Source organism: Desulfosporosinus sp. HMP52 (assembly GCF_000765145.1).
In the GTDB taxonomy this organism is placed as follows: Bacteria; Bacillota; Desulfitobacteriia; order Desulfitobacteriales; family Desulfitobacteriaceae; genus Desulfosporosinus.
The window spans coordinates 24,435-40,604 of the sequence record NZ_JMGA01000036.1 but is presented as its reverse complement, the minus strand read 5'-3'; the positions used below and the strand labels follow the sequence as shown (position 1 = coordinate 40,604).

16 protein-coding genes and 1 pseudogene are annotated in these 16,170 nt (G+C 41.4%); 16 read left to right on the top strand and 1 reads right to left on the bottom strand.

The genetic code is table 11. The annotated features are described in order from the left end of the window. The first annotated feature begins 27 nt into the window (after nucleotides 1-27). From DP73_RS14295 to DP73_RS22095, 11 genes and pseudogenes are all read left to right on the top strand, one after another. Nucleotides 28-750: a DUF5131 family protein gene (locus DP73_RS14295; protein ID WP_034600392.1), complete on the top strand. Its 723-nt coding sequence runs from the start codon at nucleotides 28-30 to the stop codon at nucleotides 748-750. A gap of 498 nt (nucleotides 751-1,248) precedes the next feature. Beyond that, nucleotides 1,249-1,941 carry a hypothetical protein gene (locus DP73_RS14290; protein WP_034600391.1) on the top strand — a complete coding sequence of 231 codons (693 nt, stop codon included), beginning with the start codon at nucleotides 1,249-1,251 and terminating at the stop codon, nucleotides 1,939-1,941. 131 nt (nucleotides 1,942-2,072) lie between these two features. Then, nucleotides 2,073-2,774: a hypothetical protein gene (locus tag DP73_RS14285; RefSeq protein WP_242865769.1), complete on the top strand. Its 702-nt coding sequence runs from the start codon at nucleotides 2,073-2,075 to the stop codon at nucleotides 2,772-2,774. A gap of 123 nt (nucleotides 2,775-2,897) precedes the next feature. Then, nucleotides 2,898-3,509 carry a LysE family transporter gene (locus DP73_RS14280; RefSeq protein WP_034600390.1) on the top strand — a complete coding sequence of 204 codons (612 nt, stop codon included), beginning with the start codon at nucleotides 2,898-2,900 and terminating at the stop codon, nucleotides 3,507-3,509. A 5-nt stretch (nucleotides 3,510-3,514) separates the two neighbouring features. After that, a complete protein-coding gene (locus DP73_RS14275) occupies nucleotides 3,515-4,303 on the top strand; it encodes an AraC family transcriptional regulator (protein WP_034600415.1) in 789 nt (262 codons plus the stop codon). 272 nt (nucleotides 4,304-4,575) lie between these two features. After that, nucleotides 4,576-5,154: a hypothetical protein gene (locus DP73_RS14270; RefSeq protein WP_052090692.1), complete on the top strand. Its 579-nt coding sequence runs from the start codon at nucleotides 4,576-4,578 to the stop codon at nucleotides 5,152-5,154. Between the two features lie 232 nt (nucleotides 5,155-5,386). Further along, the gene (locus DP73_RS14265) at nucleotides 5,387-5,671 is read left to right on the top strand and encodes a hypothetical protein (protein WP_128751421.1); all 285 of its coding nucleotides are present in this window, start codon (nucleotides 5,387-5,389) and stop codon (nucleotides 5,669-5,671) included. Further along, nucleotides 5,671-5,877 (top strand): annotated as a pseudogene (locus DP73_RS22675) (response regulator transcription factor). The gene DP73_RS14265 and the pseudogene DP73_RS22675 overlap by 1 nt, the downstream one beginning before the upstream one ends. A gap of 101 nt (nucleotides 5,878-5,978) precedes the next feature. Continuing rightward, a complete protein-coding gene (locus DP73_RS14260; RefSeq protein ID WP_034600413.1) occupies nucleotides 5,979-6,623 on the top strand; it encodes an N-acetyltransferase in 645 nt (214 codons plus the stop codon). A 450-nt stretch (nucleotides 6,624-7,073) separates the two neighbouring features. Continuing rightward, nucleotides 7,074-7,451: a BlaI/MecI/CopY family transcriptional regulator gene (locus DP73_RS14255; RefSeq protein ID WP_034600388.1), complete on the top strand. Its 378-nt coding sequence runs from the start codon at nucleotides 7,074-7,076 to the stop codon at nucleotides 7,449-7,451. Nucleotides 7,452-7,453: 2 nt separating this feature from the next. Then, a complete protein-coding gene (locus tag DP73_RS22095; RefSeq protein WP_052090690.1) occupies nucleotides 7,454-9,493 on the top strand; it encodes a M56 family metallopeptidase in 2,040 nt (679 codons plus the stop codon). Between the two features lie 32 nt (nucleotides 9,494-9,525). Here the strand turns inward: DP73_RS22095 and DP73_RS14245 are convergent, their stop codons facing one another. After that, nucleotides 9,526-10,278: a methyltransferase domain-containing protein gene (locus DP73_RS14245; RefSeq protein ID WP_034600386.1), complete on the bottom strand. Its 753-nt coding sequence runs from the start codon at nucleotides 10,276-10,278 to the stop codon at nucleotides 9,526-9,528. A 139-nt stretch (nucleotides 10,279-10,417) separates the two neighbouring features. Between DP73_RS14245 and DP73_RS14240 the strand changes: the two genes are divergently transcribed. The 5 genes from DP73_RS14240 to DP73_RS14225 all read left to right on the top strand — a co-directional run bounded on the left by DP73_RS14240 (nucleotide 10,418) and on the right by DP73_RS14225 (nucleotide 16,147). Next, on the top strand, nucleotides 10,418-10,627 hold the full coding sequence (locus DP73_RS14240; RefSeq protein ID WP_034600384.1) for a hypothetical protein: 210 nt from the start codon (nucleotides 10,418-10,420) through the stop codon (nucleotides 10,625-10,627). 86 nt (nucleotides 10,628-10,713) lie between these two features. Next, nucleotides 10,714-10,809, top strand: coding sequence for a Dabb family protein (locus tag DP73_RS22670; RefSeq protein WP_128751420.1), 96 nt, complete (start codon nucleotides 10,714-10,716; stop codon nucleotides 10,807-10,809). A gap of 120 nt (nucleotides 10,810-10,929) precedes the next feature. Beyond that, a complete protein-coding gene (alr, locus tag DP73_RS14235) occupies nucleotides 10,930-12,120 on the top strand; it encodes an alanine racemase (protein ID WP_034600382.1) in 1,191 nt (396 codons plus the stop codon). A gap of 245 nt (nucleotides 12,121-12,365) precedes the next feature. Then, a complete protein-coding gene (locus DP73_RS14230; RefSeq protein ID WP_034600381.1) occupies nucleotides 12,366-12,941 on the top strand; it encodes a restriction endonuclease subunit M in 576 nt (191 codons plus the stop codon). Beyond that, nucleotides 12,938-16,147, top strand: a complete 3,210-nt coding sequence (locus tag DP73_RS14225; RefSeq protein ID WP_034600380.1) for an HsdR family type I site-specific deoxyribonuclease — start codon at nucleotides 12,938-12,940, stop codon at nucleotides 16,145-16,147. Before DP73_RS14230 ends, DP73_RS14225 begins: the two co-directional genes overlap by 4 nt. Nucleotides 16,148-16,170 lie beyond the last annotated feature (23 nt).

Here is a 16,170-nt window from a genome sequence, read left to right as displayed (position 1 = left end):
AAACCCAGCAAAATGAGGAGGATGCCTATGAACTGGGAGCCGTGGACAGGTTGCTACAAAGCAAGTGATGGCTGCACAAATTGCTATTTTTATGGGCCACATGCGAAACGCTATGGCCAAAGCACCATACAAAAAACAGATAAATTCCATTGGCCTATAAGGACAAATGCAAAAGGTGAATACAACATCAAAGGAAACAAGATTCTTGCAACCTGTTTTGCAACCGACTTTTTCCTTCCAGAAGCGGATGAATGGCGCAAAGAGGTTTGGTCTATCATCAAGGAAAGAACCGACATCGATTTTTTGATTTTGACCAAGCGAATTGATCGTTTCCTTGTATCCCTCCCATCAGATTGGGGAACAGGATATGACAATGTAAATATTGGATGTACTGTCGAAAATCAAAAATTAGCCGATTATAGGCTTCCATTATTTTTATCCTATCCGATCAAGCGGCGTTTTATCGCCTGCGCTCCACTTTTAGAAGCGATAGATTTAACACCGTATCTTCATGGCGTAGACCATGTAACAGTCGGCGGCGAAACAGGGCGAGAAGCTCGTGAATGTGATTATGATTGGGTGCTTAATATCCGTGAACAGTGCGTAAAAGCAAATGTAACATTTTGGTTTAAAAATACAGGCTCGCTTTTCAAACGTGACAGCGTAGTGGAAAAAATAAACCCATTTAAGCAAACCGGTATGGCGAAAGAGCTTGGTATCAATATTTTAGATGGAAAAAGGTTGTTCTGATAGAATAATTCATTAGTTTTCCGTCACAACGATAAATAAAAAAACCGTTATTGTAGCGGCTGAATATTTATGCGCCTAAACAAAATACAGTAGCCTAACGGCGGTTTTGAAAGCGTTGTTGGTCGTAACAAAGTTATGAAAGGCTGAGGTTTATTAATAATGATGTATTACGTACTCGGCGGAACTAGTCGTTCCGCGAAGGTACCTGAAACCTACACGGAACGACAATATATGATAGCCCATTAGCTTGTTCCGCCGAATACTGGTTGTGTTGGCTGGAGGGAATTCGTCTGTTAAAGAAGACGGTCCGGTGTACGCCAAGCAGGGTAACTAAGGCCTTTGATTTCCCCTTGGATATGATGACCCGATAACTTCGGCATTTGAGTTTGTTGTTTAATGAAGTAGTTGAAGGGTAATTACCAAGAATTGTAGAATAAGATATAGAATTGAAAGCATATGGATTGGTTCTTCTTAGAGACCGTTGAGGAGGAATATGATATGGACAAAGATATCAAAGGATTGTTAAAATACTCAGGTCTTATTTTCATATCAGTTTTGCTAACCTCTAAACTACCGCGTGATTCTTATTCAGTCATCCAATACATTATTAGGCCGATAAGATTTGAACATTCTGTTCTCTACCTTTCGGGGGTAATTCCATTAGCAATACTGTTTGTTGGAATAAAGGGATTGAACAAATTAAAATGGTTTGCAGGAAAGAGTAAGTTACTTATATTTATCATGGTAATTGCTTTTGCAATACCGATTATGCGAAGCTCAGTAGATTTTGGGAAAACCACTTATTTTAGAGGAATGGATAATGAACTAAGGTCAATCGATTTCAAAGATACAGACATCAAAATTAGCGAGATAAAAGCAAATGAAGCCACAATAAATGTGAGACTTTCATTAATTGATTACGGGCGGCGAGATATGAGTAAGTTTAAGGTAAGAATGTATTTGCCGGATTCCTTGGCGAATTATTTTAATGAAGACTTTCTCGAATTTGAGGAATTATACAAAACTTATGGTCATCAACATGAATTAAACATTGATAAAAAGCTTAAGGTGCAATTAGCAAAGGGTACAACTATTAACGACATAAATACTACTGATTGGGATTGGGACACCTTCAAGTATGAATTATATAATGACTCAAGCTCCACAGAATTAACTTACCATGGGATTTGAGCTGATTTTTTAAGGTTTGACTTGAATCTGGACAGGATATTTTTTCGACCTCTAATTAGAGAAAGTATATGAGATTTGATAGATGTGGACCAAACTGTTATTAAATGTAAGGTTAAGATAAGGGGGCTGAAATGCTTAAAACAACTCTATTTGTGATTGCAGCATGTCTGATATTCATTATCTGGTTAGAGCTATCGTTGAAGGCATCAAGGTATTTGAGAACGAATCGCAAACTTGAAATTATACTTCACACCACCGTTTTAGCCATCATCATAGTTTTAATAACTCTATGGTCAACTGGTTTAATAGGACTATGGAGGAATGGTATATCTTATATGGCCTATAGTGCAAAAGACTATACCGATTCCAACAGTCATCATATTGAAGGACACCATTCGGTTTCCATTGATCTTTCAAATTTAGAGAGTAATGTCGGTAAAGATTTATACAATGATGGCACCCACAGGATATACGTCAGTAATGTAATTAATGCAGGCAACATAAATTCCGGAGGTTACAGCATAGGTTTCAGGGCCAGTGGCCAGTATTCCTTAAACAAGGCTACATTAATTTCAGGGGTTAGGCATGCCACAATTGATAATAATTCCTTTGCCAGTCATATGACTGCAAAAATGACCGCAGAATACAATGGCAAAGTCTACAATTGTTCAGAAAAGGCAACAAGTGGATTACACTATCAAGACGGAGATCACTTTAGTATCTATGTATTCCCCTCTGAAGCTTATGAAAACAGGGAAATCTCATTAAATGAAAAAGGTACGCTGCAGTTGACCGTTACGAATCTCTATGAAAATATATGGAGTAAGATTTAAGCGAATCTTATTCCATATCTTGCGGTTGTCGTTGAATATAAGATAGTCGCAATAACGTCCTATACGTTCTGTAAACTAAAACGCTATACTTCATTAAAGTATCATTTTAAGGAGATATCTTTGATGAACACTGCAGCTTTTTTAGCTTACTGCTTTATTGTAACCTTTACACCGGGTCCAACCAATATTGTTATTCTGTCAACAGTCCAAAACCATGGTCCGAAAAAAGCCTTGGAATATGCGGCTGGTGCTGCCCTGGCCTTTGGCTTATTGCTTATTCTCTCGGTGACCTTCAATAGTGTATTATTTGAGGCACTCCCTAAAATTAAACAGGTCATGGGCGGAGTAGGGGCGGGTTACATGCTTTATTTGGCCTGGAAACTATCTAAAATGGATGTATCTGCTGCTGAAACTACTACTGAAACTGACCAAGTCGGAATCTCATTTAAGGAAGGATTTTTGATGCAATTCATCAATCCGAAGGTCGTGTTATTCGTATTGACGGTTATTTCAAATTTCATAATGCCTTATTATTCATCCCTTTTTCACCGGGCTTTGTTCGTTATAATTATTACAATAATAGGATTAGCGGCTTTTGTTTCGTGGGTCATTTTTGGAGCGATACTCAAATATTTTTTGCGCACTTATCAAAAAACAGTTAACCTAGTGATGGCTTTATCATTAATCTATTGTGCTTTTATGGTGTCCGGTTTGCAGGAACTGTTGCTGAGGTGATTGGGATGGAAAAATTCATTTATAAAAAGTCAGCAGATCTCACTGTTTTATCTGCAAGCATGACTGAATTTGTCTACAAGCGCCATTCTCATGCTGAGTATGCTCTGGGCGTAACTTTGCGTGGAATCCAGCAGTACCACCTGGGCGGAAGCTTATGTTCGTCACACCAAAACGGTGTTATGCTGTTTAACCCTGAGCAGGCCCATGACGGAAGTGCTGCAGATAAAGAAGGTATAGACTATGTGATGATCTATATTCCGACAGAACTATTTGCTGAGATATCCGGCAGGAGAGAGATACTGCGCTTTAATTCTCCCATTGTTTATGACCATAAGCTGGAGCTGTGTATATTGAGCCTGGCGGACAGTATATTAAAGGATAGAAGCGAAGCCTTAAGCAGTGAACTCCTCGTAAAACTTGTCACAGTCCTTGCCTGGCCTCATATTCAGCCGGCTATTGTCAAGCCGGATGATCTGATTAAAAGGTCTATTGAGATGATACGCAGTAATCTGGGTGCAGTATTAAAACTTGAAGATATCTGTCAGGAGCTTCAGATGTCCAAATATCAATTCATACGGCTATTTAAAGCTTGGGCTGGAATTTCACCCTATCAATATTTTCTAAACTGCAAGGTCGAATGGGCCAAAAGGCTCATCGAAGGGAGAGAAGACCTTTACACAGTAGTATTAGACTGTGGCTTCTTTGACTTAGCCCATTTGAACCGGCACTTCAAAGGGGTTTATGGCACAACAGCCTTTGAATATTCCCAGTATGTAAAAAAATCTACTCTATAGTGTGTTGGACTTGAAATCGGAAGGATTTCTGGCTAGAGCTATGACCTTCAGACTTAATTGGATAATGAGCTGCTGTTTAAAATGCCGGAGGCAAGAGAAATCTTGACTCCGGCATTTAAGAGTCTTATAACCGGAGTTGCCCCCTAGCCAGTGCCAATCCCTACTCTTAGATCATCGCAAACCCTACTTTCGAGAGGGTTCCTAAGGGTTTAAAAAGTGTATATATAAAAATGGGGATATGAGGTGAAATTAGTGTTTTCTTAGCAAAACTATTGAAGAAGGTTCTGGCAGTCTTAGTTCTGATTGCCATGGTAATGTCTGCGTATATGCTTTGGGCACGCCCTTATCAGCTTAATTGGGGTGCAACGGAATTGGAATTAAATCAGGCCATGCCGGGAGATCACTTAGACCCCCAGCCGGAATTCTTCGCGACTCGGGGGATTACCATCTCAGGTATGCCGGAGGAAATCTGGCCTTGGCTGCTGCAGATGGGATATAGTCGAGCCGGGTATTATGGCTATGATATTGTGGAAAACCTCGGAAGTCCGCGAGGGATTCGCAGTGCCGACCGCATCTTGCCGGAGTTTCAAGAATTTAAAATTGGAGATGAGGTGCCGATTAGTTCAGTGGCCCGTATGGTCTTTTATGCTATTGAACCCAACCAATGCCTGATTTGGACGGGAACGAATCAAAAGGGTAGTTTTCTCTGGGCATTATATCCTATAGATGAAAAGCAGACTCGTTTAATCAGCCGTATTCGCTGGTCATTTCATTGGACAGAGCTGGTGGTCACTGTAGTAATTACGCTTTTGACCATAGGTATGCTTTACTTCAAGGCTATGCGGAGTTGAAACTGCAAATTAGTTATGCTAACAAGTTTGGGCTGTCCTGCTGGACAGCTTTTTGTCGTTTAGCAAAGTATTGATTTGCTGCCAGGCCCTTTTCCTCCGTGAATTCCGGGAGGGAAAAAATTTCACCCTTATCATAAATCAGTGAAGGAAAAGCGGTTGTTGGTAAGAAATATTAGGATAGAAGGAATAGTAAATTGAGAATGGTAAAGGGGCTGCAAATTTGGGGGATCTATTGCTTAAAACCAAAATTTATGTGCCCAAACCCCGCCCGGGGTTAATTGGGCGGAAGAGGCTATTAGAGCGACTTGATGAAGGGCTTTTAACGGGCAGACCTTTTGCCTTGATCTCAGCTCCCGCGGGGTATGGAAAAACCACCTTGGTCACAAATTGGCTTGAGGGACTTGACCGGGCTAAAGCCTGGCTTTCCCTGGATGAACTGGACAATGACCCTATGCGGGAGTCCACTGCGACTCTGTACAGGGCTTATGACACTGCGCGCCGGGCCGGGCTTCGGTGATGATTGAGGCGTTGACCCAGCGTGAGTTGGAGGTTTTAAGGCTGGTGGCGGAGGGCCTTTCCAATGAAGAGATCGCAACGCAATAATATATCTCTCTGGGTACTGTGAAGTGGCATGTTAAAAACATCTTCGGCAAGCTGGGGGTGGGAAGCCGCACTCAGGCAGCGGCTCAGGCCCGGCGTTGGGGGGCTTTTAAAACAAGGTGATCTCTGATCATCTTTCCCTATTTTGCAGCTACCAACAAGATTTGCTGAGCAGATAGCGTAACAAAAAGCACAGAAAATTGGTCTTAGGTAAATTAGCGGAGGTGTATAAAATGATTAAGATTAGGAATGAAGAAGAAACAGATTATGAGAGAGTAGAAGAAATCACAAGGAAATCTTTTTGGAATTTATATATCCCTGGCTGCAATGAACACTATTTGGTTCATGTTATGCGATCCCACAAAGACTTTCTGACGGAGTTGGATCTGGTGATTGAAGTTGATAATCAGATCATCGGGAATATCATGTATACGAAAACAAAACTAATTGATGAGTCTGGGGAAGAAAAAGACATCCTTACTTTCGGTCCGGTTTGCATTTTGCCAGAATATCAGAGAAAAGGATATGGAAAAAAACTAATGGAGTATTCCTTTGAACAGGCGGCCGCACTTGATTATGATGTGATTATAATATTTGGAAATCCGAATAATTATGTAAGCAGTGGTTTTAAGAGTTGCAAAAAGTACAATGTCTGTCTTGAAAATGGGACATATCCTGCGGCAATGATGGTAAAAGAACTCAAACCGGATGTCTTGGACGGAAGAAAATGGGTTTACTATCAAAGTCCTGTATTTGAGATAGATGAACAAGAAGCAATGCGCTTTGACGAGGGTTTGGAAAGCCTGGAGAAAAAATACCAGCCAAGTCAGGAAGAATTCTATATTCACAGCCATTCTATTATACAGTGAGTTTTTTGATGGTATAAGGGTAAGTGCTGCTCCGGCGGAAAGGAGGTCCCAGAAAGAAATCGTCACCGCCTGCCTGGAGGAAGCCATTGCCAAAGCCGTATTTGTTGCCATCGAAAATACTAAGAAAATGAAAGAACCGGGACGGTGGTGCACCATCCCGCCAAGGAATTTCCTATCGTATTTATTTCAGAAGCGCTCAAGGCATTCATTCTTTAACCAACATACGACCTTGCTCAATGTGAGTTTAATTGTATTCCTGCTGATGCTGGGGTGTTATCAGCCTTTCTTCGTTAGGAGCATTTAAAGCCAGGCTTTTTTGAAAGTCTGGCTTTGTAACGTTGGCTTATATTTCGCTTTCAGATTACTAATCAAGATGGAAAAGGAGATTGACATTTATAACTACAAGTGTAATAATGACTACAAAAGTAAACGAAAGAATGGAGGAAACATATGGCTGAGACACCGAAAATATCTGAAGCTGAGTGGGAAGTAATGAAAATAGTTTGGTCAAGAAATTCTCCTCTTACCGCCAACGAAATTGTTGATGCCTTAGAAGGCATAGCGGAATGGAAGCCTAACACAGTAAAATCATTAATCACAAGGTTGGTGAAGAAAAAGGCTCTGGGTTATAAGGAAAAGCGCAGGATCTATTGGTACTATTCCTTGGTTAGTGAGACTGAGTGCATCAGGTCAGAGACCCAATCTTTTGTCAGCCGGGTTTTGGGCGGGGCATTTAAACCGCTGTTAGTTACCTTTCTTCAGGAAGAGGAATTATCGAAGGATGATATTGAAGAGCTGAAACGCATCCTGGAAGAAAGGAGGGAGTGATATTGCCGCCAATTCATCTGGATTATCTTAGCTTCTTTGATTGGGTCTGGAGTGCTTCGGTAAAGGTAAGCTTCCTGGTAATTCTTCTACTGCTTGTGAAATTAGTGGTAAAGAACCGAATCGGAGCCCGTTTGCACTACTGGTTATGGGTTGCTGTTTTTGTCAGCTTGCTTGTACCATGGGCTCCCCAAAGTTCATTGAGCATTTACAATCTTACCAACTTCGATATACAAAAACCGGCTTCTCTCCAAGGAGGGACGGAAATGCCTTCACGCCTTTCCGCAGCAGGCGTTGGAATTAGTGATCAAGAAAAGGTTGATAGCTTAAATCAAATTGCCGCGGCTCTAAAGCCGAGTGTATTACATATGGGCGAACCCCAGAATGCTCTGGCCAACTACCGGTTCATTCACCGGCTTTTATTCTTCCTTTGGCTAATAGGGGTTGCTGTTTTGTTCATGATTACCGGCTTAATCAATAGAAGATTTGCGATAAATATTCAAGGCCTGCCTGTAGTTGATGCCAATTTAGTCTCTGCCTATATAAAAGCCAAGAACAAACTAAACATCAAGGCAGAAGTGCCTTTAATTCAAACGAAGATAATCACAAGCCCATCGCTCTACGGATTATTCCGTCCCAAACTTTTAGTGCCAGTTGGCCTTTTAGAGGAATTCAACCCTGAGCAGCTTAATCATGTATTCACGCATGAGTTGAATCATTTCAAGTCTAAAGACCTATTGGTAAACTGGTTGACCCAGGGTTTGCTTATACTCCATTGGTTTAACCCTCTGCTTTGGTACGCTTTGATAAAATTGCGGGAAGATCAAGAAATTGCCTGCGATTATTTGACGATTGAAAAGATGGGTATTGACAACCCTGAGGAATATGGCTTTACTCTCCTCAAGCTAGCGGAGAGCAGCTTGAAAGTATCAAGAATTGTCAGTGTGGCAAGTTTGTTGGGTACAGAGTCACAGATAAGGAGAAGAATCGGAATGATAAAAGATTATCGTAAAGTACCTTTAAAGTGGGCTTTATTTGTTATTCCAGTCGCAGCTGTTTTGGTATGGGTAACATTGACCAATGCTAAGGTGAGTACTTCCGGTCCAGTTGGCAAAGTGGCTGCAGTGACAAATGGCCAATCGGGTGAGGCTATAACTCAGTCTGATCAGTCTTCTTCTGTGCCTGAGGGAGGCTTTAATTACCGGCAATATCTGCCCTTTACCCCCTTATTGCCGAGCTACACTGCCGGCTACGAGCTTACCTCTTCGCAGATCAGCTGCAGCCAAAACATGCCTCCGGACAACTATTCCGGTGTAGGGTACTTAGCTGCCTATGGCAGCCACGCAGCATTTACAATCTCAGAGGGGCCCTCTAAAGGGATAGAGCCTAACATTTCGAATTACTCTACAAAAACCCAAATCCAAATAGGTGATTTGTCGGCAACATTATACGTCAGAGAGATTGGAGATGCCTTTATTCAATTTACTAAAGATGGTGTGGATTATACAGCTCACAATATCATCGGCGGGGGCATTTCAATCGAGGAGTTAAAGAAAATATGCGCCAGTATAGTAGTTCCGGCTAAAAATCCGCCTTCAAACATTTATATCGGAAAAGGGGGCACTTCGGCTACAGATGGGTTAAGCTTTAAGACTATCCAAGCAGGGGATGTAGTCATTCCCCAGGGCTATAAATTTGACATGCAAAATTCCATGACCTTTATTCAAGGGGACAAAAAGACAGAAACCTTTTCGTTATACCATAGGAATACGAAAGGAACATCAACACCTTTCATTAATGTACAAATGATCAAAGGAGATCACCCGTGGTTCGCTCCAGTGGCAACGCCAGACTCAACCTTTGATACGAAACAAATTGACGGAATTGAGGTTAAACTGCGTAAAAACTATAATGATGGTCTGCCGGCTGCTGTGTTTCAAATTAGCAGCGGTTTAAGATTTGAGATTGCTTCGACGGAATCGCAAGGGATTATCGAGACTATGGTGAAATCGATTGTGCAAACTTATGCCGATGGTATGTTATAGAGTCTGATATCGATGCCGCCAATCATGATAGCTCAAGCCTGCAATGTTCCCCAGATACCAAAGGTCATATCCCTCACAAAAACTGCATCTGCATTTTGCCGTTCACTGTTCAGTCTTTCTTCTAATAAATCAATATCGATTTCTTTTTGAGTAGCAGTACCCGATTGGATGATCCGGGGCAGCATCATCTTTACGACCCACGCAAGATCGCTGCCTGTTTCAGGTGTTTGTAAAACGGCTTCCGCCCTTACCTGGGCAATCGTTAATCCAGCCTGCTTAAATACGCAATATAGATTTGAGCCAATATGAACATTACCGCCTTCTTTTGCCACGGTATCCCAAATCCAGGCTTGAGCTTGTGTATGGAGCGGTAAATCCATATTCTTAAATGATCCCATTGAATCGCTCTCCTGAAAAACAACCAACCCATTTGTTTTCAGGTAGGGCAGAAGACTCTTAACACTGTGAGTTGCATCTGTTTGATACATCAGAACTCTGCGTCCAATAATCGCATCAAACCGCCCAATGCCTTGCGGCAACCCGCTAATTTCAGCCTTGATAAATTTTGCATTAATAATGCGCCTTTCGACAGCGGCATTCCGAGCTATGTCAAGTGCTGCCTCGTTTGTATCAAAGCCAATTACTTCGCCGTCAGCGCCCACAGTTTCTGCTGCCAATAAAGTTACATCTCCGGAACCGCAGCCTACATCCAGTATCCGGAACCCTTTTTTAATACCTGCATCCGTTAAAAGCCGATAAGTAAAATCTTCGCGCTGATTTATCATAAATGCCTTCAATCCCTTCTCATTCATTTACTCGCTCGTTATAATAATAAGAAATATCGCTTAAATATTCAAATGCCCATTTGAGACGGCATTCATTGCAGCAGAGCATGACTAATCTAATTAAGAAGGGAGAATCTTCATGTTGTTAGTTACAGCAATTTTGTTTCTTGCAATCGGTTTATGGTGTGTACTAAAACCGGAAATCGTTGGAATGTTTGATGGGTTTAAAATCAAACCCTCAACTAATCAGTATTATCATAATTACATTAAACGTTATGGTCTGGCCTTATTTATAGTAGGAGTTGGCATGTTAGTGTATGGTTTGCTAACGATTATTTTGGCAGTTTAAATTGGTCACTGGTGACCAATTTAGAAAGGGTTCCAGAATACCTAGATCTGCAGTAATCATATGCCTGATTTTGGTGTTTTTGAGATTTGCTTTTCTATCAAAATCACCCTGACCATTTGAAGATTTCGGAATTCGTTACCAAGGTAAGAGATGAAAGAGTAGTTACGGATTATGAAATATAAAAACAATATTACCAAGCTGAACGGTACTATATCTTGCTTATGAAATGGTGTACTGTATATAGACAGGGTGAAAACAAGTTTTAAGAAAAAGCCACCAAAAAGAGAAGAGAGAGATGAAAAATGACTGATTCCTTTAGAGCTATTCCGGATCAAGCATTTGGTTTCAAGCCAATTGTACGCATCAGAGACATTGATGCCGTAGTCCACAATTACCTGTTATTTAAGAATAAGGCGGAGAAAACCAATTCTATTTGTGCAGCCGTCTTAAAAGCAGAAGTTCATGGACTGCAAATGATTGATGTGGCTCCGGCTTTATACAATGTCGGCGCGAGGTATTTCTTTGTTGCCGAACTCTATGAGGCGATAAGCTTAAGAGAAATCTTGCCTCAAAAGGATGCCCAAATATATACTCTGGCCGGAATTCTTAGTAATGAAGAACAATACTTCAAAGAATATAATATTATTCCTTGTGTGAATTGTTTAGAGCAACTGTCTAGATGGAATAAATTTTGCCGGGACAATGGGAAAGGCTCAGTAATCATCCATCTTGATACTCATATGAACCGCCTTGGCTTACTTGACGATGAGATCGAAATTTTAAGCAATAATAATAACGAATATCTTTCCGATCTCGAAGTGCATTTTTACATGAGTCACTTTTATGATATCAAAGGAAATGATTTCACTAATTGCCATAAGCAAATTGAGATCCTGAAAAACTATCTGGACAAACTTCCCAAAGCGCCAATCACCTTTGCCTGCACTGATAGCGTTATATTGTTGGACAATCAACAAGTAAACTTTGATATGATCCGACCAGGGATTGGATTGGTGGGAGGAGCGCCTAATGCGTCTCATCCTATCTCACCTGAAGCAAAGCACACTATAGAAATTTACGCCAAAATATCACAGATCAAGAAGATTCCGAAAGGACAAACCGTGGGATATGGAGGGGCATTTGTAACTAAAAGAGATACGAAGATGGCTCTGGTTCATATTGGGTATAAGGACGGTTACTTAAGAACGTTAAGTGAGCTTGATAGCGATCCAAAAGGGGTGTACATGTGCATCGATGGTTACAGGACTCCCGTGATGGGAAAAATATCCTTGGATGCCTCAACCATTGATGTGACCGATGTTCCAGCGGATGTTTTAGCAAATGCCAATTATGCGGAAGTTGTGGGGCCTAATGTAGACCTGAAGGTTCTGGCTGATAAATCTGGGTGTTACGAAATTCTTGTAGCTTTGGGCAGAGAAAATAAAAAAGTAAATGATTATACGTTAAAAGAGTTTAAGCGGATTTTTGGTTAAATTTCCGGATTACCTTTAGATCAAATTGTATCCATAATATAAACTGAGATTGTTTCTTTCTAAATGCAAATTATTCGATATAAAAAAATACGTCATTTGTAAATGCAGTTACTTAGTCAATGGAAGTTGTTTGCTCTTTAAACAGGGGAAGCAACTTTTTTATTTCAAAACTAATGCTTGCATTTGCAAAATAACTTGATAGAATATAAACAATAAAAATGTAATTTTAGAAAGGCACGAATTGCATGAAAAGATTAGAGGACGTGGTAGAGCTCGTGAGTGGTTCGCCGCAATTTAGGATTAAAGAAGTGTTTGATGATAAAGCGCCACTTTACATCTATTATGGACAATCCGATCTTGAAGAAGATTTGGTTGGCCTGGATTCTAATCGTAGTGACAGCAAACAAGTGCGAACCTTTGACAAGGTCAATACCCTTTGTCAAGGTGATCTGGTATTCAGTTTGATATCGGGAAAATCCACTCTGGTTGGTGAGAATCATCAGGGGTATCTATACACTCAAAACTACGTTAAGTTAGTAACTGACGAAAAGGTTGATGGGAAATATCTTGTTTACATATTGAATGAAGATCAATCCATTAAGAAACAGGTTCAAATGGGCTTGCAAGGATCTCAAGTTCTAAAATACACGCTGAAACAAGTGAAAGAACTTGAATTGCCGGATTTGCCGGCAATAGAAACACAGCGCCTGATCGGTAAACTTTATTTCAACCAATTGCGGCTAGAAGCCTTAAGAAATAGAGCGGCAAATTCAGAAACCATCATCGTATTGGAAAAGCTAAGGGAGGCGAGCAGGAAATGAAGGAGAAGGAATTTGAAACAGAACTCATTCAATACATTACCAGTGGCACAATTACCAAACCGGAGCATCTGAAAGGCAGTGGCGACTTTGTTGCCAAAGAATCACAGGTTAATTATGTAGTGAAAACCAAACTGTGGAACTATGAACCCCATATTAAAACCACAGCCCAACTCTGGGATAACTTTAAGGCGATCTTGGAACAACACAATCAAAACACCCTGGACCATCCTTTAAGTGCTGTGGAATTTAATCAAGTTAAGAAAATCATCTCGGACCTTCGGACACCTTACGAAGCGGGGCAGTTCCTGTATGGCTTAAATGGTGTGTCCCAAATCGAGATTGATTTAGATGACGGACGTCATGTATTTCTGACGGTTTTTGATCAAAAACAAATCGGGGCCGGGGATACGGTTTATCAAGTGGTCAATCAAATTTATCGGCCCGCAGTTATCACTGGAAAACAAAAGTGCTATTTTGACACGACGCTCTTGATTAACGGTCTGCCCATCATTCAGATTGAAGAAAAGCGTGACACCCGTGATGTCAATGAAGCCCTTAATCAAATGCACCAATATGCCAATGAAAATCAGTATCGTGATATTTTCTCCACGCTGCAGATTTTGGTGGCCATTACGCCCAACAATGTGAAGTATATGGCCAATACGACGCCGGATCAATTCAATAAAGACTTCGCCTTTAACTGGCAGCGTAAGAGTGACAATACCATCGTGCGCAACTGGAAGGAATTTGCGGATTCAATGCTTTCCATTCCTATGGCCCATCAAATGGCCACCAATTACATGATTTTGGACGGAACAAAGAATAAACAAATGTTAAAAGTGATGCGCCCTTATCAGGTGTATGCGACCCAAAACGTGATCGAGAGCTTAAAAGGTGTCGATTTTGAATTCGGTATAAATAAAGTGGGTTATATCTGGCATACAACCGGCTCGGGAAAAACCATTACCAGTTTCAAAACCGCCTGGTTGGCCAGCCGTATGCCCAAAGTGGACAAGGTAGTCTTTGTGGTGGATAGAATCGCTTTAACCAAGCAAACCATGGAAAACTACAAAGCCTATGATCCGGATGCGGCAGAAGACACTTGGGGCAGCGTTCAAAACACAGACAACACGACGGATTTGAGCCGTAAGCTCAAAAGTAAAGACAATAACATCATTGTGACTTCCGTGCAAAAACTGGATACGTTGGTGAAACGCAAAACCTTTAAAGCCCCGGATAAAAATATCGTATTTATCGTGGATGAAGCCCACCGTTCAACTGGCGGCGACTCATTTAAGGCAATTCAAAAAGCTTTTAAGAAATCCGCTTGGGTGGGTTATACCGGAACCCCCATGTTTGATGAAACAACCAGCGGGCTGCGCACAGAAGAAATTTTTGGTCCGCTATTACACGCTTATACCATTCGTGAAGCCATTGCGGACCGCAATGTTTTGGGCTTCAAAGTGGACTTTGAGACAACGATCGATGAAAAAAAAATGAAAGAAAACTATCTTCCTGGGTTTTACCGGGAGCGCCATCCTAAATGGAGCGAAGAGCAAATTCAAGAGAAAATCAACCATCTCACTCAAGAAGATATGGATGATGCTATTGAACCCAGTTTCTACGATGAAAATCCGGATCACATCAAACTGGTAGTGGAGGATATCTTCAAAAATTGGCGTAATCGTTCTAATGGAGGCAAATATAATGCGTTGTTTACCACTCACGTAGGTGGTGGTAAGGCAAGTACGCCCATGGCGATGATGTATTTTCACGAGTTTCAGCGTGTCAACGAAGAAAATAAGCTGAAGGGCGGGCAGACTTTAAAAGTCGCCGTTACGTTCAGTCAAAATACATCGAATAATGATAGCATGCTTGCCACAAATCAAGGTTTGCACAATGCCATTAAAGCTTATAATGCTGAATTCGGCACAGCTTTTGGGATGGACGATGTTTCAGGCTACACCCAAGACGTGACTTCACGCTTAAATAAATCAGCTGCGGACGGAAAAATTCTGGATTTGGTGATTGTGGTGGACCAACTATTAACCGGTTTTGACGCGCCGGAATTGAACACCCTTTATGTGGATAGAACCCTGAAAGGTGCCGGGTTAATCCAGGCTTATTCCAGAACGAACCGCATTGCGGATATGCAAGAGAAACCATGGGGACGTGTGGTTAATTACCGCTGGCCAGCGCAAAACGAGAAGCTGATGAATAAAGCCCTGGCTGTTTATGCCAATAAAGACTCAGCCATTTTGTCTGAAGATGAACAGCGTAAGTCTAATCAAAAAGACGGTATCATTGCCAAACCGTTTGCAGATGTGTTCAACGAAGTGAAAGAAGTAGTTGGGAAATTAAGCAGCATGACGACTGGATTTCAACAGCTGCCACCCTCTGAAAAACAAAAGGACAATATGCTTGAGCTGCTCCGTGAATATAACAGAGGTATGGCAAAATTAAAGCAATATGATCCCGATGAAGTTGAGGGTGAAAGCGTCGGATTTAACTATGACAATCCAGATGAACTTTTAGAAAGGTTGGGGATGACTTCAGAGCAGGAAGTCATGTTGACAACCGTCTTAACCAATGAACTTAAGTCACATATTGTCAAAGAGAAAAAAATCCCTCTTTATCAGATTGAACTGCGCATGACCCACGTGAAGGATGTTAAAGTAGACTATGATTATCTCACGGAACTGGTGGAACAATTATTGAACCAGGTTCACGAAGGGAAAGATAAAAAAGCCAAAGAGACCCAAGAGAAAATCAACCAATTTGCCAATGGGTTGGATGACCGCAACTATGCGACGAAGATTATCAATGCGGCGGTGGCCATCATCAAAGGGTACTTCCCGCCTGCAGGTTCCGGCTTCAAGTATCCTGCGCGGCTAAGTGACAGTGAACTAATCATCCAGCAGGCGAATAATGTTAGCCTGGATCGCATGTTTCTTGATTTCCGGGTGAAGTGGGGAATCACGGATATTATCACCAGTGCGGGGATGCGTGAGCTGTTCAGCCGTCATCGCTACGGCTTGCAAGATTTGGATGATACTGGGCAAATCCGCGACATTATCTCCCAAGCAAGTTCCGACTATAAGACACTTGCCCATGCCAAAGAAATACAGGCATTACCTAAAATGAAATATCGGAACGGTTTACGTGAAGCAATTTACCAATTAGCGGATGAATTGGCGGAAAGTTAAACCGGTCGAAGGAATTGCAGGGG

What these genes read in the sequence shown, in the direction of transcription:
- DP73_RS14255 (WP_034600388.1), top strand. Translation starts at nt 7,074, where the DNA reads ATGGCTGAGACACCGAAAATATCTGAAGCTGAGTGGGAAGTAATGAAA.
- DP73_RS14285 (WP_242865769.1), top strand. Translation starts at nt 2,073, where the DNA reads ATGCTTAAAACAACTCTATTTGTGATTGCAGCATGTCTGATATTCATT.
- alr (WP_034600382.1), top strand. Translation starts at nt 10,930, where the DNA reads ATGACTGATTCCTTTAGAGCTATTCCGGATCAAGCATTTGGTTTCAAG.
- DP73_RS14275 (WP_034600415.1), top strand. Translation starts at nt 3,515, where the DNA reads ATGGAAAAATTCATTTATAAAAAGTCAGCAGATCTCACTGTTTTATCT.
- DP73_RS14295 (WP_034600392.1), top strand. Translation starts at nt 28, where the DNA reads ATGAACTGGGAGCCGTGGACAGGTTGCTACAAAGCAAGTGATGGCTGC.
- DP73_RS14240 (WP_034600384.1), top strand. Translation starts at nt 10,418, where the DNA reads ATGTTGTTAGTTACAGCAATTTTGTTTCTTGCAATCGGTTTATGGTGT.
- DP73_RS14230 (WP_034600381.1), top strand. Translation starts at nt 12,366, where the DNA reads ATGAAAAGATTAGAGGACGTGGTAGAGCTCGTGAGTGGTTCGCCGCAA.
- DP73_RS14280 (WP_034600390.1), top strand. Translation starts at nt 2,898, where the DNA reads ATGAACACTGCAGCTTTTTTAGCTTACTGCTTTATTGTAACCTTTACA.
- DP73_RS14245 (WP_034600386.1), bottom strand. Translation starts at nt 10,278, where the DNA reads ATGATAAATCAGCGCGAAGATTTTACTTATCGGCTTTTAACGGATGCA.
- DP73_RS14290 (WP_034600391.1), top strand. Translation starts at nt 1,249, where the DNA reads ATGGACAAAGATATCAAAGGATTGTTAAAATACTCAGGTCTTATTTTC.
- DP73_RS14225 (WP_034600380.1), top strand. Translation starts at nt 12,938, where the DNA reads ATGAAGGAGAAGGAATTTGAAACAGAACTCATTCAATACATTACCAGT.